Raw genomic sequence first — 18,786 nt, forward strand, 5'->3', positions numbered from 1 at the left:
CGGAAGGAGGCGGCGATGATCATCCCGTGGTTCCTGCTGTGCGCGGGCGCGGCCCTGGCGTGCTGGCCGGCGGCACCGAACCGGCTCCAGGTCATGATCGAGCCACCGGCCACCGTCCGGGTTCCCCAGGTGTGGCGCGCCGTCCGCTGGCTGCTCCCGGCCGCTCTCGCCGGGTTGCTCGCGGGAGCGGGAGGCGCGATCGCCGCCGGCGTGCTGACACTGGCGTGGAGCCAGGAGTGGCGAGCCCACCGCCGAGCCACGGCGGACCTGACGATGGCCGCGCACACCGCGACCGCATTGCGCACGATGGTCGCCGAGCTCCGATCCGGAGCCCACCCGATCAGGGCGGCGGAAGCAGCCGCCGACGTGGTCCCGGCCGTGGCGGGTGACCTCCGGGCCCTCGCGACGGCGGCCCAGCTCGACACCGAGGCGCCCACGTCGGCCTTACCGCAGCTGGCCGCGGCCTGGGCGCTGGCCAAACGCCATGGCCTCCCGATGGCCGACGTCCTCGACGCGACCCGCCGCGACGCCGAAGCCGGTCTGGCGTTCGGCCGCCGGATGCGCGCCAAGCTGGCCGGCCCGCGAGCGAGTGCGGCGGTGCTCACCGGACTGCCGGTGCTGTGCATGCTGCTCGGGCAGGCCATGGGCGCGGCTCCGCTGTCCGTGCTGACCGGCAGTACGCCGGGCCCGGCGCTGCTGGTCGCTGGGTGCGTCCTGCTCTGGGCGGGCACGGCCTGGTGCCGGGCCCTGACCGGACGGGTGCGGATCCGGTGACCGCGATCGCGCTCCTGCTCTTCGGCGGGGCATTGCTGAGCTGGCCGGACGAAGCCATCGTGCGGCGCTTCACGCGGCTGACCGACGGCACGAAGCCCGTCCACGCGGCGCACCGCGCGCTGCCGCACATCGCGGCGGCGGTGGGCGGCGTCTCGACAGCGGTGCTGGTCGGCGGGGTCGCCGGGGTGGTGGCGGGCACGATCGTGACCGCGACCGGGTGGTGGGCGATCCGCCGCACTCGCCGTCCCCGGTCAGCGGCCGTGGACATCGCCGCCAAACTGCGGCTGGCGGGCACGCTCGACCTCCTCGCCGCCTGCCTGCGCGCCGGTCTGCCGGTTCCCTCGGCATTGGAGGCCGTGGCCGGCACCGCGCCCGCGGCAGCGAGTACGGCGCTGAGCTCGACGGCCGGGTTGCTCGCCCTCGGCTCCCGGCCGGACGAGGCTTGGGCGCCGGTGCAGGCCGCTCCCGGCCTGGCCGAGCTGGCGGCCGCGGCGATCCGGACGTCCCGTTCCGGGGCGGCGTTCGCCGCGGCGGCCGGCGACCTCGCCGGGCGGTTCCGCGACGAGCTGGCCACCGAGGCCGAAGAACGCGCCGAGCGGGCCGGGGTGGCACTCGCGCTGCCGGTCGGTCTGTGTTTCCTGCCGGCCTTCTTCTGCTTGGGCGTGCTGCCGGTCGTCCTCGGCCTCGCCGGGCGGCTCGGCCCGCTCTTCTGACCACGAACCCCCTCGAAGGGAGATCCCCATGCGCACGTTCCGCCGCCGGCCCCGCTCGGACGACGGTTCCACGACGGTCGAGTACGCCATCGTCACGGTCGCCGTCGCGGCGTTCGCCGCTGTCCTCTACTCCTTGCTCACAGGAGACTCGGTCGTCTCCTGGCTGACGAACCTGGTCATGAAGGCCATGTCGGTGCCGTCGTGAGACGCAGAGACGAAGGCTCGGTGACGGTCGAGGCAGCGCTCGGCCTGACCGGCCTGACGGTGGTGACGGTCCTCCTGATCGCGGGCCTCACGGCGCTGACGAGCCAGCTGCGTTGCACGGACGCGGCCCGCGAGGCGGCGCGGCTCCTGGCCAGGGGCCAGCCAACCGAGGCGGCGGCCGCGGTCCACGAGATAGGGCCGCCGGGCGCGAACCTGGCGTTCGAGCAAATCGGCGACACGATCACGGCAAAGGTGACGGCCCACCCGGCGGCCGGCCTCCTCCCGGCGATCCACCTCGACGCAACGGCCTACGCGGTCGCCGAGCCGGGCACGGAGGTGCCAGGTGCCCAGGGCTGACGGGCCCGCCTCGGACAGAGGGGCGGCCACGATCTGGACGGCAATGGCGGTGGTGGCCCTGACGGGCGTGGCAACGCTCGCGTTATGGCTGGGAGCGGCGGTGATAGCCCGCCACCGTGCCGAGTCAGCGGCCGACCTGGGCGCGCTGGCCGCGGCTTCGCACGCGAACGAAGGTCCGGTCCAAGCGTGCGAACGCGCGAGATGGGTAGCCGACCGGATGGGAGTGACGCTCGTGACCTGCCGCTGGCAGCAGCTCGACGCGCTGGTCGAAGTCGAGGCACGAGGCCCAGCCCTGGCCGGCCTGCCGAGGCCATCCGCCCACGCCCGAGCCGGCCCGGCAGAGGAACCACGACGCCCAGCCACGGCAGCCCCAACGGCCGACCTGGGCGGCACACCGGTCCGCCCGCTGGGGGCCGGCAGGTGAACCACGACGCTCGGCCATGGCCTAACGCTGTCGCGAACCCGCGACAGCGGCGGCCTCTCTGACGGGTGGCCTGGGTGGCGGGCCGATCCGAACCACCGCGCCCGGCCGATGGGAGAGCCATCGCGCCCAGCCACGGCCGCGCCGACTGGTGACCTGGTCGGCGCGCCGACCCGTCCGCTGGCGGTTGGCAGGTGAACCACGGCGCCCTGTCATGGCTGCAGCTGTCAGGCACCCGCGACAGCGGCAGGCCATCTGCCCACGCCCGGCCAAGGCTGCGGTCGGGCACCGCGCTGCCCAGGCCATCCACGCCCGCGCCAGGCGGGCCGATGAGCCATCGCGCCCAGCAACGGCCGCGCCGACGGGTGACCTGGTCGGCGCGCCGATCCGTCCGCTCCGGATCAGCGGGTGAACCACCGCGCCCGGCCGCCGCCGCGGCCGGGGCGGGGCGCCCGCCCTGTCCGCAGGGCGCGACACTGTCGCGCGTCCGCGACAGCGGGTGAACCACCGCGCCTGGCTGCCGTGGCGGCTGAGCTGGGCGACCGTCCTGTCGGCAGGGCGCGACGCTGTCGCGTGTCCGCGACAGCGGGTGAACCACCGCGCCCGGCCGCCGCCGCGGCTGGCGTGAGCGACCGCCCTGTCGCCAGAACGCGACACCGTCGCGCGCCCGCGACAGCGCGCCGCCGCCCACCGTGGCCACCGCCCCTCGGCGAGGGACCGGCGACGGTTCCTCGCCGAGGCGCCCGGCGGACGCCGACCGGTCGGTATGGGGCGGTGACCGGCTGATCCGTGCCGCCCGACGATGAGCGGCTGATTGTCACGGGCAGCGGTCGTTGATGCACGGCGAGCGGTCGAATCGGCTGCTCACCTGGGCCGAACCAGCGCACCGGCACCACCTGGAGGGCGTCCAGAACCCCGTGGATCCTGGGGTTTCCCGCGACGAACGGTCCGCGTGCGGTCACCGTTCACCGTCCAGCCGCGCTGAGGGATTCGGTCGGGCCGTACGGATCACTGGGCGTTCATCGCCTCGTAACCACCGGTTGTCGCGTGGGGGTTCCGGGCAATGTGCAACTTGCCGTTAAGTGAGATGTGCGACACCACGACCGGGTTTGAGCGGGTCGCGGAGAACCGAACTCGAAGGCAGGCAGGAAGACAATGTTGGACGCGAATTGGCCGGACAGCTGGCGGGGCGCCTTCCGCATCGAACTGCGGGCGGAGGCGATCGGTCTCGCCTGGCGCGGCTGGCCGGTGCTCCCGGGCGTCGACCCCGCTCCGCTCACGGAAGGCGACGACCTCACCTGGCGCCGTCCGGTTCCGGCCATTGACGCTTGGCGCGAGCAGCTCGGCACTCACGCCCACGAGGTCGCCACCTGGTTCTCCGACCGCACCCACAGCCTGCTCGTCGCCACCGGCACCGTGCTCGACGCCGTCGAGGTCGACGACGAACTCGGCAAGCGCGCCTGCCGCCTCCTCCGTGCCCTCGGCCACCCCGCGCCCATCATCGCGCTGCCGAACGGCCGCTGGCTCTTCCTCACCACCGTCGCCGACCACGTTCCGGCCGAGCTGGCCACCCGCGCCTCCATCCAGTGGCACGGCAAGGACAGCTACATCCCGCTGCCGCCTTCGCCGTTCCAGCACGGTGTCGTGCACTGGCGCGTCAAGCCCGAGGTCTGCGGCTGGCAGCTGCCGGACGCCGCCGAGGTGCACGACGTTCTCGTGCGGGCCCTGGCCGGCGAGCGGTCGCCGCAGCTGGTTCAGACCAGCGCCGCCTGAGCGACCCGGACCACCCGAACCACCGCCGCCGGCCGGTCCCAGCCCGGGCGAGGCGGAGCAGGACAACTCCATGAACCACCAAGTGGCCGTTCTAGGTGCCGTGTTGACGCAACGCCCCGAGCACGGTGCCCAGCACAGCCACTGCCCCCGCCTTGTCCAGCGGCTCGTTGCCGTTCCCGCACTTCGGCGACTGGACGCAGGACGGGCATCCCGTCGGGCACTCGCAGGAGACGATCGCCTCCCGCGTTGCGGCCAGCCACGGGACAATCGCGGCATAACCGCGTTCGGCAAATCCCGCACCCCCGGGATGGCCGTCATGCACGAACACCGTCGCCTCCCCGGTGTCTTCGTGCCACGCGGTACTCACCCCGCCGATGTCCCACCGGTCGCACGTAGCGAACAGCGGTAGCAGGCCGATCGCCGCGTGCTCGGCGGCGTGCAGGGCACCGGGGACCCGTGCCGGAACCAATCCGGCACCCCCCGGTGTCCTGCCACCCTCGCGAACGGGCCCCCGACCGTCCGCCTGGGTCTCCTCCCCGGTCCCCACCGGCCCCGCAGATTCGGTCCCCACCCGATGGCCCCCGGTCCCCACCTCGCCATCGAAGCCAGCCGAGCCGCCGGAACCATCAGAGCCAGCCGAGTCGCCGGAGCCACCCGGGTCAGCGGAACCGGCGGCCGAAGAACCGAGCAACTCGGCGGACACCGTGTACCAGACCGCGCGCGTCCGCAGGCTCTGCTCCGGCAGGTCGAGCGGCGTGTGGTCGAGCACCTCCCCGGACGGCCGCCGCCGCAAATACCCCACCACCTGGGACGTCACGGCCACCTCGCCGAGGCAGACGCTCACCCCGCCGAAGTCCTGCTTCTCCTGGGTGCCGAGCACCGAGATGTCCACGACTTCGCGCGGTGTCGTCGTCCAGTCCGGGTTCTCCGCGTGCACCAGCGCCAGCCCGGTGTCCAGATCCAGCTCGTCGACGACGTACGACGACCCCTGGTGCAGGTACACCGCGCCGGGGTGGACGGCGAAACACGCCGAACCCGGGTCGACCGTGCCGAGCATCCGGCCGGAGTCCGCTTCGACCACCGCGATCTGCTCGCCGCCCGTGCCGCGGATGCCGACCTCGGCGTGCGGCCGGTCCCGCGAAGTCCAGTACCAGCCGCTCGACCGGCGCCGCACCAGCTTCTGGTCCGCCAGCTCGGCCAGCACCTCCTGGGCCGCCGCGCCGCCGAACACCTCGAGCTCCGGAAGCGTCAGCGGCAGCTCGGCCACGGCGCACGCGAGCTGCGGCGCCAGCACGTACGGGTTCGCCGGGTCGAGGACCGCCGATTCCACCGGCCGCGACAGCAACGCCGCCGGGTGGTGCACCAGGTAGGTGTCGAGCGGGTCGTCCCGCGCGACGAACACCACCAGCGCCGAATCGCCGGACCGGCCCGCCCGGCCGGCCTGCTGCCAGAACGACGCGAGCGTGCCCGGGTAGCCGGCCAGCACCACCGCGTCCAGGCCCGCGATGTCGACGCCGAGCTCCAGGGCGTTCGTCGTCGCGACCCCCAGCAACCGGCCGGACAACAACGCCGCCTCCAGTGCGCGACGCTCCTCCGGCAGGTAGCCAGACCTGTACGCCGCAACGGTTTCCGCCAACACCGGGTCCACTTCGGACAGGATGCGGCGCGCGCCCAGCGCCGCCAGTTCCGCACCGCGCCGCGACCGGATGAAGGCCAGCGACCGCGCACCTTCCAGGACCAGGTCGGCGAGGATCCGCGACGTCTCCGCCCCGGCCGAACGCCGGACCGGCGCGCCGTTTTCCCCGGTCAGCTCCTCCAGCAGCGGCGGCTCCCACAATGCGACCGTGCGCGCCCCACGCGGCGAGGCGTCATCCGTCACGGCGACACAGGGCGCACCCGTCAACCGCGAAGCGAACGAAGCGGGCGACGCGGTGGTCGCCGAAGCGAGTACGAAGACCGGCGAAGCGCCGTAGTGCTCAGCCACCCGCCGAAGCCGGCGAAGCAGCAGCGCGACGTGCGAGCCGAAGACGCCGCGATAGCTGTGGCACTCGTCGACGACCACGCAGCCGAGCCGCCGGAAGAACGTGGCCCACCGGCCGTGCGCCGAGAGGATCCCGCGGTGCAGCATGTCCGGGTTGGTGAACACCCAGTTCGCGTGCGCGCGCACCCAGTCACGCTCGGCCATCGGCGTGTCCCCGTCGAACGACGCCGCCCGCACGCCCGGCACGTCCAAAGAGGACACCGCACGCAGCTGGTCCGCGCCCAGCGCCTTCGTCGGCGACAGGTACAGCGCGTTCGCTTTCTCGCCCGCGGCCAGCCGGGACAGCACCGGCAGCTGGTAGGCGAGCGACTTGCCGGAGGCCGTCCCGGTCGAAATCACCACGTGACGGCCCTCGTATGCGTGCGAAGCCGCCTCGGCCTGGTGCGCCCAGGGAGCGGAGACGCCGCAATCACGCAGCGCAGCGATGACCGCCGGATCCGCCCAAGCCGGCCACTCTGCGTAGCGCGCGGCGCGACCAGGCAGGTCCGCGACGTGCGTGACCGGGTGCTCGCGCGACGGGATGCCGGCGGTCACCCGCCTCAGCAGCCGCTGCCCACGTGATTCGTCCACTCGCCGAGCTTGGCACAGGGGTACGACAGTTTCGGCATCCCCAGCTGCGCCAACGGATCGGCGATCGAGTGATCGATCAAGTGAGGAGGCTCACAAGGTAACGGAATGTACCGTCCCCGGGACGGCGTGAAGACGCTGGTTGCGGTACCAATACACTCCCGCAATCCACACCTCTCTGTGGTGAGCGTCATGTGAGACGTGCATTGCTGCCCGGCTAGCGTGTCGCTCGGTACAGGGTCCATGCCAGCGCCGGCCGTGTCGAACCCTCGGCTTGCCGTCGACGCTGGCGCTCGGCGACGTCTCCTGGAGGACGAATGTCACGGCAGTTCCTCGCGGAGGGCGGGTCCATCACGCTCTCCGGAGGTGGCTACACGATTGTCGGTGTAGTCGCCGTGGTCGCGCTTGCCGCACTCGTCATCGGCTACGTCTTGCTCAAGGAGGTGCTGGCCGCAGGCCAGGGCACCGCCAAGATGCAGGACATCGCCAAGGCGGTGCAGGAAGGCGCGGCCGCGTACCTCAAGCGGCAGCGGAACACCCTCGCCATTTTCGGCGTGATCGTGTTCCTTTTGCTCTTCGCACTTCCCGCCGACGACTGGAGCGAGAAGATCGGTCGTTCGATCTTCTTCCTGGTCGGTGCGGCGTTCTCGTTCGCGATCGGTTATCTCGGCATGTGGCTGGCCACGCAGGCGAACCTGCGCGTGGCCGCCGCGTCGCGCGAGGAAGGCGGCCGCGAGATCGCGATGCGCGTGGCGTTCCGCACCGGTGGTGTGGTCGGCATGATCACCGTCGGTCTCGGCCTCTTCGGGGCCGCGGTCGTCGTGCTGGTCTACACCGGCCAGGCGCCCAAGGTGCTGGAGGGCTTCGGTTTCGGTGCCGCGCTGATCGCGATGTTCATGCGTGTCGGCGGCGGTATCTTCACCAAGGCCGCCGACGTCGGCGCCGACTTGGTCGGCAAGGTCGAGCAGGGCATCCCGGAGGACGACCCGCGCAACGCCGCGACCATCGCGGACAACGTGGGCGACAACGTCGGTGACTGTGCGGGTATGGCCGCGGACCTCTTCGAGTCCTACGCCGTCATGCTCGTCGCCGCGCTGATCCTGGGCAGTACCGCCTTCGGCGTGCACGGCCTGATCTTCCCGCTGATCGTCCCGGCCATCGGTGTCATCACCGCCGTCATCGGTGTCTACATCACCAAGGCGCGCGCGGGCGAAGGCGGCCTCGTCACGATCAACCGCTCGTTCTACATCTCCGCGGTCATCTCCGCCGTCCTGTCGGCGATCGCGGCGTTCGTGTACCTGCCGAGCAGCTTCTCCGACTTCGGCGTGGGCTACGAGAACTCGGGCAACCCGGCGGTCATCGCGACCATCGCGGTGATCATCGGCATCGTGCTCGCCGCGGTGATCCTGAAGCTGACCGGCTACTACACCGGCACCGAGTACAAGCCGGTCAAGGACGTCGCGCAGACGTCGGAGACCGGCGGCGCGACCGTCATCCTCTCCGGCATCTCGGTCGGTTTCGAGTCCGCTGTGTACACCGCCCTGGTGATCGGTGCGGCCGTGTTCGGCGCGTACCTGCTCGGCGGCGGCGTCGCGCTGTTCGCGGTGGCGCTGGCCGGTACCGGTCTGCTGACCACCGTCGGCGTCATCGTCGCGATGGACACCTTCGGCCCGGTTTCGGACAACGCGCAGGGCATCGCCGAGATGTCGGGCGACGTCGACGAGAAGGCCGCGCAGATCCTCACCGAGCTGGACGCGGTCGGCAACACGACCAAGGCCATCACCAAGGGCATCGCGATCGCCACGGCGGTCCTCGCCGCGACGGCGCTGTTCGGCTCCTACTCCGACGCGATCACGAAGACGCTGTCGGGCATGGGCAACGGTGTGGTCACCGGCATGGACTCGGCCAAGTCGTTCGTCAACCAGGTCGTCAGCCCGAACACGCTGGTCGGCGTCATCATCGGTGCGGCCGTCGTGTTCATGTTCTCCGGTCTCGCGGTCAACGCGGTGTCCCGGGCCGCCGGCGCGGTCGTCTACGAAGTGCGCCGCCAGTTCCGCGACATCCCGGGGATCATGGAGGGCACCACCCGCCCCGAGTACGGCAAGGTCGTCGACATCGTCACGCGTGACTCGCTGCGTGAGCTGACGACGCCGGGTCTGCTGGCCGTTTTCGCTCCGATCGCGGTCGGTTTCGGCCTGGGCACCGGCGCGCTCGCCGGCTACTTGGCCGGCGCGATCGCCTGCGGCACCCTGATGGCGATCTTCCTCGCCAACTCCGGTGGCGCGTGGGACAACGCGAAGAAGCTGGTCGAAGACGGCAACCACGGCGGCAAGGGCTCGTCCGCGCACGAGGCCACCATCATCGGTGACACCGTGGGTGACCCGTTCAAGGACACCGCCGGCCCGGCGATCAACCCGCTGATCAAGGTGATGAACCTGGTCTCCGTGCTGATCGCGCCGGCCGTCGTGCAGTTCTCGATCGGCCCGGACGAGAACACCGCGGTGCGCATCATCATCTCGCTGGTCGCGGTCGCGATCATCGTGGCGGCGATCGTGGTTTCGAAGCGGCGGGGGACGGTCCTTTCCGACACCCCGGCCGAAATCCAGGCCTGAGTTCCGGCTCCAGGCGGCCCCGGGCCCGGTACGCGGTGACGCGTGCCGGGCCCGGGGCTTGCCCGGGCATCCCAGAAAGGCCCGGCGACTTGCGAAGCAGCATCGAGTCGGTACCGTCGGGGCTGCGGGGACGTAGTCGGGCAGGAGGTACGCGGGTGCGGCAGCGGTCCACCGTTTTCGCCGCGCTGACCACGACGATCGCCCTCGGTCTCGCCGGGTGTGGTCAGCCGTCGCCGGTGCAGTCGCCGCCGCGGGAGCAGGAGCTGCCGGCGTCCACCGTGGTGCCCCAGGCCGATCCCGCGGCGAGCTGGGCAGGCGGCTACTGCGACGCCGTGACGCACTTGGTCCGCGCGCTCGCTTCGCTGCCCGCCGTCGATCCCAGCACGCCGCAGAAGGCGTCCCGGACGTCCAGTGACCTGCTTTCTTCAGTGGTCGGCGGGCTCGACCAGAGCCTGTCCGGGCTGACCGCGCTCGGTGCGCCGCCGGTGCCGTCGGCCGACGGCGGCCGCAAGGACGTCATCGAGCAGTTCGCCCAGATCCGCGCGCAGGCCGAGACCTCGCGCCGGCGCATCGAGGCCGCCCGCGGCGACGCGGCGGCGACGAAGGACGCCCTCGGTCAGGCCAGAGTGACGCTCGACCGCATCGACGCGCTCGACTACCTCAAGGGCCTCAAGGACGTCCCGGCCCTCGCTGCCGCGGAACAGCGCGCGCCGGCCTGCCGCCAGCTGGATCAGCCTGCCGGCTGAAGATCCGCGCGAGACCTGCCGTGAATCGAACTTGTGTTCTAGTATAGCGCGGTGGATCGGACGATCTCGCTCTTTTCCGCCGAGGCCAGCGGGCCGGGCCTGGGCGACCTGGCCGGCCTGCTGTGCTGCCACGGCCAGATCACCGGCTTCGGGCGCACCGCCGCCCGGCTTTCGGTGGTCGTCGAGGAGCCGTGGCGGGCCCACGTCCTGGCCGGCGAGCTGCGCTGCCGCGGTGCGGACGCCCAGGTGTCGAAGGCCGACTGTGGCCGTCCGCAGGTGCGCACGTCGTTCCGGGTCGATCTGCTGCCGCTGGCGCTGCGGTGGCTGCGTGAGGGCTGTGCGGGCCCGGTCGAAGACGACTCGGGCAAGGCGGTGCCGGACGGGTTCCGGCTGAGCGGCGCGATGCTGCGGATGTGGGCGCTGGCCGGCGGCCGTCCCGGCACGCAGGGGTACCTGCTGGGCGTCGACCCGCTCGCACCCGGCATGCACGAGCGGCTCGTCGAAGCGCTGACGCCGTTGGGGGTCGCGGCGAAGCTGACCGGTCCGAAGGCCGAGGTCCCGGCCGTCAAGATCACCGGCAAACGCCGGTTGGAGGCGCTGCTGGAGCTGATCGGGGAGCCGCCGCCCGGCGCCGAAGCGGCGTGGCCGGGCGCGGTGCCGCAACCGGTCCCGCACCCGGAGGCCGTGACGAGCACGGCCTGACCGGGTGCGAGCGCCGGATCAGGGCCGGGGCAGCGTGCAGCCGGCCTGGGTGAGCGCGATTTCGTTGGCCGCGGTGAGGCAGGCCGGGATGCCGTAGGTCTCCTGGCCGTAGTTCGTCTTGTAGTGCACCGTGACGTTGCCGGTCTGGTCGACCTCGCACGGGTTGTTCTCCGTGCAGCGTTCGCCGTCCTCGTTGCCGGTGTTGTTCACGCCGACGACCTTGCCGCCGGAGGTGACCGGCGAACCGGAGGTGCCGCCGATGGTCTGGCAGGCGGAGGTGTAGCGGATCGAGTCCTTCCAGGTCCAGCTGCCCTCCTTCAGCCGGTAGACGAAACCGTCGATGTTGCAGGAGTAGACGCGCTTCCAGTAGCCCGAAACGACGTCGATCGCCGCGCCGGCCGACGGGTGCGCGTTCGACAGTTCCAACGGCGAGATCCCGTAGCTGGCCTTGATCTGCGCGTAGGTCGTGGTGAGCTGGTAGAGCGACACGTCGGTGTCGGTCATCGTGCCGTAGACGATCTTCTTGGCCCGCAGCGTCGCCTTGTTGCCGCCGCTGGCGGTGAGCAGCGTGAACGTCCGGCTGGAGGCGCGGTTGGTGATCACCTGGCCCGGCGCCGGGAAACCGGTTTCGAGGCAGTGCCCGTTGGACATGACGAGCGCGGGCGCGGTGTCGGGCGTCGCGGCCGGCTTGACCACCGACCCCGAGCAGTTGGACAGGGCCACGGTGCCGGCGAAGTTCGCCGCGGCCGCGTTCGCCGGAGTGACCCCCAGTAATACTGTGGCGGTCGCGGCGGTGAACAGGGCGCCGAGCAGGCGTCGGGTCATGGCGGGTCCTTTCGGCTGGACGGGGAAACCAGTGAAGCGGTGACCTCCCTGCGCCCACCACCGTCGAACGGAGGGTATCCGGACGGTCACGCGCTAGGCTGCGCGGGACGTGGCCGAAATCACGTGGCAGGTACGTTGGGGAAACATCGTCGAGGTCAGCGGCGATGCGCTGGGCACAGGACCGGCGGCGTGTTGGGCCACCTCCGCGCCGTCCGGACCACAACAGCGTGCACACTGGCAGGTCGAGACACGGGCCCTGGCAGGGACGTGGTGCAGTCCCGCGGCGGCGGGGCGAGATGAGCGGAGAGCAGGACAGCGTGGCAGGAGCACGGACCAAGAAGAACGGAGCCTCGGCGGACAACGGCGCCGGGCACCGGCGGCTGGTCATCGTCGAGTCGCCGACGAAGGCCCGCAAGATCGCGCCCTACCTCGGCGGTGGTTACGTCGTCGAGTCCTCTGTCGGGCACATCCGCGACCTGCCGCGTGGTGCCGCCGACGTGCCCGCCCAGTACAAGGGCGAGGCCTGGGCGCGGCTCGGCGTCGACGTCGACAACGGCTTCAAGGCGCTCTACGTGGTCACCCCGGACAAGAAGTCCAAGGTCACCGAGCTCAAGAGCCTCCTGAAGGACGTCGACGAGCTCTACCTCGCCACGGACCCCGACCGCGAGGGCGAGGCCATCGCGTGGCATCTCCTCGAGACGCTGAAGCCGAAGGTCCCGGTCCGCCGGATGGTCTTCCACGAGGTCACCGAGCAGGCGATCCGCGCGGCCGCCGACTCGACGCGTGAGCTGGACGCCGACCTCGTCGACGCGCAGGAGACCCGCCGCATCCTCGACCGCCTCTACGGCTACGAGGTCTCGCCGGTGCTGTGGAAGAAGGTCATGCCGAAGCTTTCGGCGGGCCGCGTGCAGTCGGTGGCGACCCGGATCGTGGTCGAGCGCGAGCGCGAGCGCATGCGCTTCACCTCGGCGTCGTACTGGGACATCTCGGCGACCATGGACGCCGGAGAAGAGGCTTCGCCGCGGAACTTCCCGGCCCGGCTCGTCGCCGTCGACGGTGCGCGCCTGGCCACCGGCCGCGACTTCGGCTCGGACGGGCAGCTCAAGGCGTCGAACAACGAGGTCCGCGTGCTGGCCGAGGCCGACGCGCGGCGCCTGGCCGACGCGCTGAAGCAGCGTGACTTCAAGGTCTCGAGCGTCGAGGAGAAGCCGTACACGCGGAAGCCGTACGCGCCCTTCATGACCTCGACCCTGCAGCAGGAGGCGGGCCGCAAGATGCGGTTCACCTCCGAGCGCACCATGCGGATCGCGCAGAAGCTGTACGAAAACGGCTACATCACTTATATGCGTACCGACTCCACGACGCTGTCGGAGTCGGCGATCTCGGCGGCGCGCAGCCAGGCCACGCAGCTGTACGGCAAGGAGTACGTCTCGCCGACGCCGCGCCAGTACACGCGCAAGGTCAAGAACGCGCAGGAGGCCCACGAGGCGATCCGGCCGTCGGGTGAGGTCTTCCGCACGCCGGGCCAGGTCGCGAGCGAGCTGGACACCGACGAGTACCGCCTTTACGAGATGATCTGGCAGCGCACGATCGCGTCGCAGATGGCGGACGCCAAGGGCACCACGATGTCCGTGCGCATCGTCGGCAACGCGACCTCGGGCGAGGAGTGCACGTTCGCCGCTTCGGGCCGCACGATCACCTTCGCGGGCTTCCTCAAGGCGTACGTCGAGGCGGTCGACACCGAGACCGGTGGCGAGGCCGACGACAAGCAGAGCCGCCTGCCGGTGCTCGAGAAGGACCAGGCGCTGACCGCGGCCGAGCTGAGCCCGGACGGCCACACCACGTCGCCGCCGGCCCGGTACTCCGAGCCGAGCCTGGTCAGCAAGCTGGAAGAGCTGGGCATCGGCCGCCCGTCGACGTACGCGTCGATCATCAAGACCATCCAGGACCGCGGCTACGTCTGGAAGAAGGGCTCCGCGCTCGTCCCGTCGTGGGTCGCGTTCGCCGTGATCGGCCTGATGGAACGGCACTTCGAGCGGCTGGTCGACTACGACTTCACCGCGGGCATGGAGGACGAGCTCGACCGCATCGCCAACGGCGACGAGCAGCGTGCGCAGTGGCTGTCGAAGTTCTACTTCGGCGGCGACATGGGCGTCGACGGCTCGATCGGCCGCCTGGGCGGGCTGAAGAAGCTGGTCGAGGGCAGCGTCGAGGACATCGACGCGCGGGAGATCAACTCGATCCCGCTGTTCAGCGACGAGAACGGGCACACCGTCGTGGTCCGCGTCGGCCGCTACGGGCCGTACCTGGAGCGCGAGGTCGACGGGAACTCGCAGCGCGCGAACCTCCCGGAGGACCTGCCGCCGGACGAGCTCACGCAGGAGGTCGCGGAGAAGCTGTTCGCGACCCCGCAGGAGGGCCGCACGCTGGGCAACGACCCGGTGAGCGGGCTCGAGATCGTGGCGAAGGAAGGCCGCTTCGGGCCGTACGTGACCGAGGTGCTGCCGGAGATCGAGATCCCCGAGGACGCGACGGCCGCGCAGAAGAAGGCCGCGAAGGCCAAGGCACCTAAGCCGCGGACGGGCTCGCTGTTCAAGTCGATGGACATCGAGAACATCACCTTGGAAGACGCGCTGAAGCTGCTCTCGCTGCCGCGCGTGGTCGGCAAGGACCCGGAGTCCGGCGACGAGATCACGGCGCAGAACGGGCGCTACGGGCCGTACCTGAAGAAGGGCACGGACTCGCGCTCGCTCTCGACCGAGGACCAGCTCTTCTCGATCACCCTCGAAGAAGCGCTGAAGATCTACTCGGAGCCGAAGCAGCGGGGCCGGTCCGCGACGGCGAAGCCGCCGCTCAAGGAACTCGGCGAGGACCCGGTGTCGAAGAAGCCGATGGTGGTCAAGGACGGCCGGTTCGGCCCGTACGTCACCGACGGCGAGTACAACGCGACGCTGCGGAAGGGCGACGAAATCGAGTCGCTGACCGCGGAACGGGCGTCCGAGCTGCTGGCGGAGAAGCGGGCCAAGGGGCCGGCGCCGAAGCGGAAGGCACCGGCGCGCAAGCCGGCTTCCACGACGGCGAAGACGGTCAAGGCGGGCACGACCAAGAAGGCGGCGGCCGCGAAGTCGACCACGGCCAAGCGGTCGAGCTCGACCGCGACGAAGGCCAAGTAGCACCTCTGGAAGTCCGTGAAGGCCACCTTGGCGGCCCCAAGGTGGCCTTCACGGCGTCTGGCCACACTTTCGGGTGACACCTCGAACGGATGTTCGGGAAATTGTCGGTGGTGCCGGGTTCCATGAACGCGTGACCAGAACACCACGCACCGTGCACACGGTGACCACCAAGATCCTGAAGCCGGTCCGGGCGGCGGCCGCCGGTAGTGCCACCGCCCTGGACCTGATGGAGTCGCTGCCCGGCTTCCCGGGTAGCGGCGGCGTCTGCGGCGTGGCCGTCGCGATGGCCGGCGAGCCGTGGACCTCGGCGTTCTTCGACGACCGGAGCACGTTCGGGATCTCCGGCGACGGCGTGCGGCTGTCCGGGCCCTCGCCGGGCAGTGTCGCGGAGCTGCTTCGGCAGGCGTTGGCGCGGCTGCCCGCGCTTCCGCCGGCGGCGGGCGAGGGGCTGTACCTCGACGCCGACGAGCGCGGCGTGCTCGAGGCCGAGCAGGAGTGTCTCGTCCTCGACCTGATGGACGATCTGCGGCGGACCCGGCGGGGCACCGTCCAGCTCGACATCGTCCGCGACGGCGAGCGGTCGCCCTGGGAGATGCTCGCGTTCGTCGACGACGACCGTGGCCGGCACCTGGCGGTGCTGAGCAGACCGCGGGGCGGCCACCGCCAGTTCTGGTGGCTGCCCGGCACCGTGGAGCGGCTCGCGGAGTTCGTCGAGGGGCGGGTGCCGGATCATGCCTGAGCCGCTCGCCGACCGTTTGCCGACCGATCTCACCCTCTCGAACACATGTGCGAGAAATTGTCGGTGCCAGGGTGTTCAATCGAGGGGTGAGCAACGCAGTCGCCGTCTTCGACGTCATCGACGAGGTCATCGCCCCGCTGTCGGCCGAGGTGCCGGAGCGGCCCTCGGTGATGGAGTTCTACGACCCCGAGTTCGAGATCCCGCCGGTGCTGGCGGACACCGGGCCCCTGCCGGGCCGGCGCTCCTCGCCCGCGTCGAGCCTCGCGGACGAGGTGGAGCAGTACACCCGGTTCGTCGCCGGGATGGCCGCGATCGGCCTCGCGCCGGGTGGCGAGGTCACCGCGGAAGCCGTCGGGCTGTACCGGGCGCTGCGCGGCGGCTTCATCCGCGGCGTGGTCACCGGGGTCTTCCCGGCCCGGGCCAAGCCGTGGGAGGTGCGGTTCTTCGGCGACGAGGACTACACCACGGTGCTGCACAAGCTGGGCAACCGCGCGCGGCTGCGGTCGGGCTTCCTCAGCGAGCTGCCGGGCTGGGTGTTCGACGGGCTGCCCGACCGGCCGCCGGGGCCGGGGGAGCACCTGCGCATCGAGACCGACGAGCGCGGGCTGATCCCACGCCGGTGCGAGCGGGCGGTCGAGCTGATCCGGGCGTGCGCGGCCCGGCCGCGGCTGGGCACGGTGCTGGTCGACCTCGCGGTGCGCAACGCGATCCTGGCCGAGTACCCGCACGGCGCGTTCGGGCTGGTGGACAACGACCTCGGGCGGTACCAGTTCAGCGCCGCGGTGGCCCGGACCGGGCGCTGGACGGTCACCTGGGGTCCGGCGTCGCGGACCACGGCCGAGCAGTGGATCGTCGAGGCGGTGCAGAGCCATGCCTGAGCAGGCGGAGGTGCGGACGACGGCCGGGGAAGGGGTGGATCGGGTGGTCGAGGCGGCCTCGAAGGATCTGACCGTGCGCGAGGCGATCCTGGCGGCGGCCGAGCTCAACAGCGGCGTCCCGGAGCAGCGGCAGGCGGCCGGGGCACCGGGGGTTCCGGAGGAGAGGCGGCGGCATGGCTGAACGCACGGCGGCGCGGGAACTGCTCGAGCTGGCCGCCGGTCCGGTGCTGGCGGCGATGCCGGACCGTGAGCCGGTCGACCGGCTGTACAACCCGGACGTCAGCGACGACGACATCCTGGTCCACGGCCCGGTGTCGGACGACCCGGCGGACCTGGTGGCCGAGGTCGAGCGGCACGTGGCGTGGGCCGCCTGGATCGACGGCACCCCGTTCGGCGAGAACGGCGAGCTGAACGACGTCGGCTTCGAGGTGGTGTCGCTGATGCTGCGCGGTTCGGTCCGGGCGGCGTTGTGCGGCGTGTTCGATGAAGGGCCGGAAACCGCGGACATCCGCTGCTACGCCGACGGCGAGCGGGCGTTCATGATGGGCTCGCTGCCCGGCCGCACGGCGATCCACCTGGCCGACTTCGACGAGCTGCCGGAAATGCTGGTGGCGGAGCTGCCGGAGGTCCCGTACGGCGCTTCGGCGCGGGCGATCTGGATCTCGGTCGACGACGACGGCCTGGTCCACGACGGCCAGGACGACGACGTGGGAGCGATGCGAGAGCTCCTGGGCCGCCCGCGGTCCGGAACGGCGGTCCTGGACATGCTGGCCTTCGGCGGCCTGTGCGCGGAGTTCCCAGACCACGGCTTCGTCCTGATCGACACGGACCTGGGCCGCTTCGCCCTGGCGGCCTTGGACCGGGGAGACGGCCGACGGCAGCTGGTCTTGAGTCCCTTCAGCCGCGGCATGCTCCGCGACTGGTGCCGCAAGATGATCGACCTCGGACAGGAGGAGATGCCCTGAGCAAAAGCCCGGACGGCGTCGGCACGGAACCCGTCGATCGCGTCGATCGAGGCGGCGGATCTCCGCGGACTGCAGGCCCAGCAGCTCGGTGTTCGCGCGGATGAGCCCGTCGGTGGTCGCCCGCAGGGCCGCGACCTCGTCGAGGACGTCCCGCTGGCTCGCCAGCGCACCGCTGACCAGCAACGCGACCCGCAGTGCGGAAACGGTCGTCGACACCGCCCGTTCGACACCGCGGATCAGCTCGTCGTTGTTCTTGCGCACCAGGTCCAGCGCGAGATAACCCTGCGCGCTGACGGCGAGCTGGGTCAGCAGGTCCTGGCGCCGGTGTTCGGCCCGGTGCCGTTCCGTCCGCCGGCCTCCGGCCCGGCCGGTCCGCACGCCGCGCTCCGCCGCCGGACTGGCCACCCGCGGGCCGGCCGCAGGCCAACCGGCCCGCGCGGCCGCTGTGAGCGGACTCACTACGATGAGTCACCACTGGCGGTCGACCCGGCCACCGGCGGACTGGACACTGCAGGGGGTTCGGGTGCGGGCTTGCGCTCCGTGACGGACCATCCACTGGAGACAGAGCCATTGGGCGGATGCGTTATCCGCCAGTGTCGCTACCCTGGAAAGGCGAGGACATTCAGTAGTGAGGTGGTCACCATGAGCGCGAACGGTGAGGCTCCCTTCTTCAATGCCCCCGAGCTCACTCAGCGCGACGGCACACTGTCCGAAGCCCCCGGCGAGATGTTCGCGGATCCGGTATCCGGGCTGGTCACCGCGGCGCCCGAGCCACGCAGCGCGATTCCGAATGGCCACGAGCCCGCCGCCATCCCGGTGGCCGGGCCGGTGCAGCCCGACGAAGAAGCCGTGCGCCGGATGGTCGAGGAGACGCTCCGCGAGGAGAAGGAGGCCGGCGTGAAGGCGCCGGGAGCCCTCCCTCCGGCGGGCACCTTGGGCGCGGACCAGCCGCTGGGCTTGCTTCCCCGGCAGCGGAACCGGCGGCGCACCTGGCCGACCCGGCCACCGCAGCTGATGCGGCCCGTCCGGCAGGATCCGCTCGCCGAGGACGACCTCGACGACGTGGAACTCGTGCCCGTCAAACGGCGCAGGCTGCCACGGATGCCGGCGATGTCGATGCCGGCGATCAACCGGCCGTCGTCGAGCGCCGCGGGGGTCATGCTGGCCGTCATCTTGCTGATCGTGTTCGGTTTCGTCGCCATCGAGATGGTGTCGAGCCTGGTCAGCAGCGTGACCGGCCTGTTCGACTAGCGTCCCTTCGCCGGTCATCGCCTGCCCCGCACCACGGGGCCGTCC

Annotated in this window: 17 protein-coding genes and 1 pseudogene; 15 read left to right on the plus strand and 3 right to left on the minus strand. The window is 71.4% G+C overall.

Features of this window, described 5'->3' with window-relative positions; translation table 11 throughout:
* Nucleotides 1-15: 15 nt before the first annotated feature.
* The 6 genes from AB0M30_RS03895 (at nucleotide 16) to AB0M30_RS03920 (ending at nucleotide 4,242) form a co-directional block, all read left to right on the plus strand.
* Entirely contained in the window at nucleotides 16-774 is a 759-nt protein-coding gene (locus tag AB0M30_RS03895; RefSeq protein ID WP_364579422.1) for a type II secretion system protein, read from the plus strand.
* A complete protein-coding gene (locus AB0M30_RS03900; protein WP_364579425.1) occupies nucleotides 771-1,487 on the plus strand; it encodes a type II secretion system F family protein in 717 nt (238 codons plus the stop codon). The genes AB0M30_RS03895 and AB0M30_RS03900 overlap by 4 nt, the downstream gene beginning before the upstream one ends.
* Before the next feature lie 28 nt (nucleotides 1,488-1,515).
* Nucleotides 1,516-1,692 (plus strand): DUF4244 domain-containing protein, encoded by a 177-nt coding sequence (locus AB0M30_RS03905; protein WP_364579428.1) that lies wholly within the window; start codon nucleotides 1,516-1,518, stop codon nucleotides 1,690-1,692.
* A 20-nt stretch (nucleotides 1,693-1,712) separates the two neighbouring features.
* The gene (locus AB0M30_RS03910) at nucleotides 1,713-2,048 is read left to right on the plus strand and encodes a TadE family type IV pilus minor pilin (protein ID WP_364579627.1); all 336 of its coding nucleotides are present in this window, start codon (nucleotides 1,713-1,715) and stop codon (nucleotides 2,046-2,048) included.
* A complete protein-coding gene (locus AB0M30_RS03915; RefSeq protein ID WP_364579431.1) occupies nucleotides 2,035-2,472 on the plus strand; it encodes an Rv3654c family TadE-like protein in 438 nt (145 codons plus the stop codon). The genes AB0M30_RS03910 and AB0M30_RS03915 overlap by 14 nt, the downstream gene beginning before the upstream one ends.
* Nucleotides 2,473-3,624: 1,152 nt before the next feature.
* Nucleotides 3,625-4,242: a bifunctional DNA primase/polymerase gene (locus AB0M30_RS03920; RefSeq protein ID WP_103337797.1), complete on the plus strand. Its 618-nt coding sequence runs from the start codon at nucleotides 3,625-3,627 to the stop codon at nucleotides 4,240-4,242.
* 91 nt (nucleotides 4,243-4,333) lie between these two features.
* Here AB0M30_RS03920 and AB0M30_RS03925 read toward each other — a convergent pair whose 3' ends face one another.
* A complete protein-coding gene (locus tag AB0M30_RS03925; protein ID WP_364579630.1) occupies nucleotides 4,334-6,817 on the minus strand; it encodes a DEAD/DEAH box helicase in 2,484 nt (827 codons plus the stop codon).
* 350 nt (nucleotides 6,818-7,167) lie between these two features.
* On the opposite strand from AB0M30_RS03925, the gene AB0M30_RS03930 reads away from it, so the two are divergent.
* The 3 genes from AB0M30_RS03930 (at nucleotide 7,168) to AB0M30_RS03940 (ending at nucleotide 10,910) form a co-directional block, all read left to right on the plus strand.
* Nucleotides 7,168-9,462, plus strand: a complete 2,295-nt coding sequence (locus tag AB0M30_RS03930; protein WP_364579434.1) for a sodium-translocating pyrophosphatase — start codon at nucleotides 7,168-7,170, stop codon at nucleotides 9,460-9,462.
* Between the two features lie 155 nt (nucleotides 9,463-9,617).
* Nucleotides 9,618-10,208, plus strand: a complete 591-nt coding sequence (locus tag AB0M30_RS03935; RefSeq protein ID WP_364579436.1) for a hypothetical protein — start codon at nucleotides 9,618-9,620, stop codon at nucleotides 10,206-10,208.
* A 51-nt stretch (nucleotides 10,209-10,259) separates the two neighbouring features.
* Entirely contained in the window at nucleotides 10,260-10,910 is a 651-nt protein-coding gene (locus tag AB0M30_RS03940; protein WP_364579437.1) for a hypothetical protein, read from the plus strand.
* An 18-nt stretch (nucleotides 10,911-10,928) separates the two neighbouring features.
* Here AB0M30_RS03940 and AB0M30_RS03945 read toward each other — a convergent pair whose 3' ends face one another.
* Nucleotides 10,929-11,735 (minus strand): serine protease, encoded by an 807-nt coding sequence (locus AB0M30_RS03945; protein WP_364579439.1) that lies wholly within the window; start codon nucleotides 11,733-11,735, stop codon nucleotides 10,929-10,931.
* A gap of 296 nt (nucleotides 11,736-12,031) precedes the next feature.
* Here AB0M30_RS03945 and topA point away from each other — a divergent pair, with 296 nt between their 5' ends.
* From topA to AB0M30_RS03970, 5 genes are all read left to right on the plus strand, one after another.
* Nucleotides 12,032-14,908, plus strand: a complete 2,877-nt coding sequence (gene topA / locus AB0M30_RS03950) for a type I DNA topoisomerase (RefSeq protein ID WP_364579442.1) — start codon at nucleotides 12,032-12,034, stop codon at nucleotides 14,906-14,908.
* A 130-nt stretch (nucleotides 14,909-15,038) separates the two neighbouring features.
* Nucleotides 15,039-15,647 carry a hypothetical protein gene (locus AB0M30_RS03955; RefSeq protein WP_364579444.1) on the plus strand — a complete coding sequence of 203 codons (609 nt, stop codon included), beginning with the start codon at nucleotides 15,039-15,041 and terminating at the stop codon, nucleotides 15,645-15,647.
* A gap of 86 nt (nucleotides 15,648-15,733) precedes the next feature.
* Nucleotides 15,734-16,525, plus strand: coding sequence for an ESX secretion-associated protein EspG (locus AB0M30_RS03960; protein WP_364579446.1), 792 nt, complete (start codon nucleotides 15,734-15,736; stop codon nucleotides 16,523-16,525).
* Nucleotides 16,518-16,706: a hypothetical protein gene (locus tag AB0M30_RS03965; RefSeq protein WP_364579449.1), complete on the plus strand. Its 189-nt coding sequence runs from the start codon at nucleotides 16,518-16,520 to the stop codon at nucleotides 16,704-16,706. The genes AB0M30_RS03960 and AB0M30_RS03965 overlap by 8 nt, the downstream gene beginning before the upstream one ends.
* On the plus strand, nucleotides 16,699-17,490 hold the full coding sequence (locus AB0M30_RS03970; protein WP_364579452.1) for a hypothetical protein: 792 nt from the start codon (nucleotides 16,699-16,701) through the stop codon (nucleotides 17,488-17,490). The genes AB0M30_RS03965 and AB0M30_RS03970 overlap by 8 nt, the downstream gene beginning before the upstream one ends.
* Before the next feature lie 8 nt (nucleotides 17,491-17,498).
* On the opposite strand, the pseudogene AB0M30_RS03975 reads toward AB0M30_RS03970, so the two are convergent.
* A pseudogene (locus tag AB0M30_RS03975) lies at nucleotides 17,499-17,808 on the minus strand (toxic anion resistance protein); the annotation flags it as partial.
* A 324-nt stretch (nucleotides 17,809-18,132) separates the two neighbouring features.
* Here AB0M30_RS03975 and AB0M30_RS03980 point away from each other — a divergent pair.
* Nucleotides 18,133-18,741 carry a hypothetical protein gene (locus tag AB0M30_RS03980; protein WP_364579632.1) on the plus strand — a complete coding sequence of 203 codons (609 nt, stop codon included), beginning with the start codon at nucleotides 18,133-18,135 and terminating at the stop codon, nucleotides 18,739-18,741.
* Nucleotides 18,742-18,786 lie beyond the last annotated feature (45 nt).

The organism is Amycolatopsis sp. NPDC051716 (genome assembly GCF_040681595.1).
Lineage (GTDB): Bacteria > Actinomycetota > Actinomycetes > Mycobacteriales > Pseudonocardiaceae > Amycolatopsis.

What these genes read in the sequence shown, in the direction of transcription:
- AB0M30_RS03895 (WP_364579422.1), top strand. Translation starts at nt 16, where the DNA reads ATGATCATCCCGTGGTTCCTGCTGTGCGCGGGCGCGGCCCTGGCGTGC.
- AB0M30_RS03905 (WP_364579428.1), top strand. Translation starts at nt 1,516, where the DNA reads ATGCGCACGTTCCGCCGCCGGCCCCGCTCGGACGACGGTTCCACGACG.
- AB0M30_RS03920 (WP_103337797.1), top strand. Translation starts at nt 3,625, where the DNA reads ATGTTGGACGCGAATTGGCCGGACAGCTGGCGGGGCGCCTTCCGCATC.
- AB0M30_RS03930 (WP_364579434.1), top strand. Translation starts at nt 7,168, where the DNA reads ATGTCACGGCAGTTCCTCGCGGAGGGCGGGTCCATCACGCTCTCCGGA.
- AB0M30_RS03945 (WP_364579439.1), bottom strand. Translation starts at nt 11,735, where the DNA reads ATGACCCGACGCCTGCTCGGCGCCCTGTTCACCGCCGCGACCGCCACA.
- topA (WP_364579442.1), top strand. Translation starts at nt 12,032, where the DNA reads ATGAGCGGAGAGCAGGACAGCGTGGCAGGAGCACGGACCAAGAAGAAC.
- AB0M30_RS03965 (WP_364579449.1), top strand. Translation starts at nt 16,518, where the DNA reads ATGCCTGAGCAGGCGGAGGTGCGGACGACGGCCGGGGAAGGGGTGGAT.
- AB0M30_RS03970 (WP_364579452.1), top strand. Translation starts at nt 16,699, where the DNA reads ATGGCTGAACGCACGGCGGCGCGGGAACTGCTCGAGCTGGCCGCCGGT.
- AB0M30_RS03980 (WP_364579632.1), top strand. Translation starts at nt 18,133, where the DNA reads ATGAGCGCGAACGGTGAGGCTCCCTTCTTCAATGCCCCCGAGCTCACT.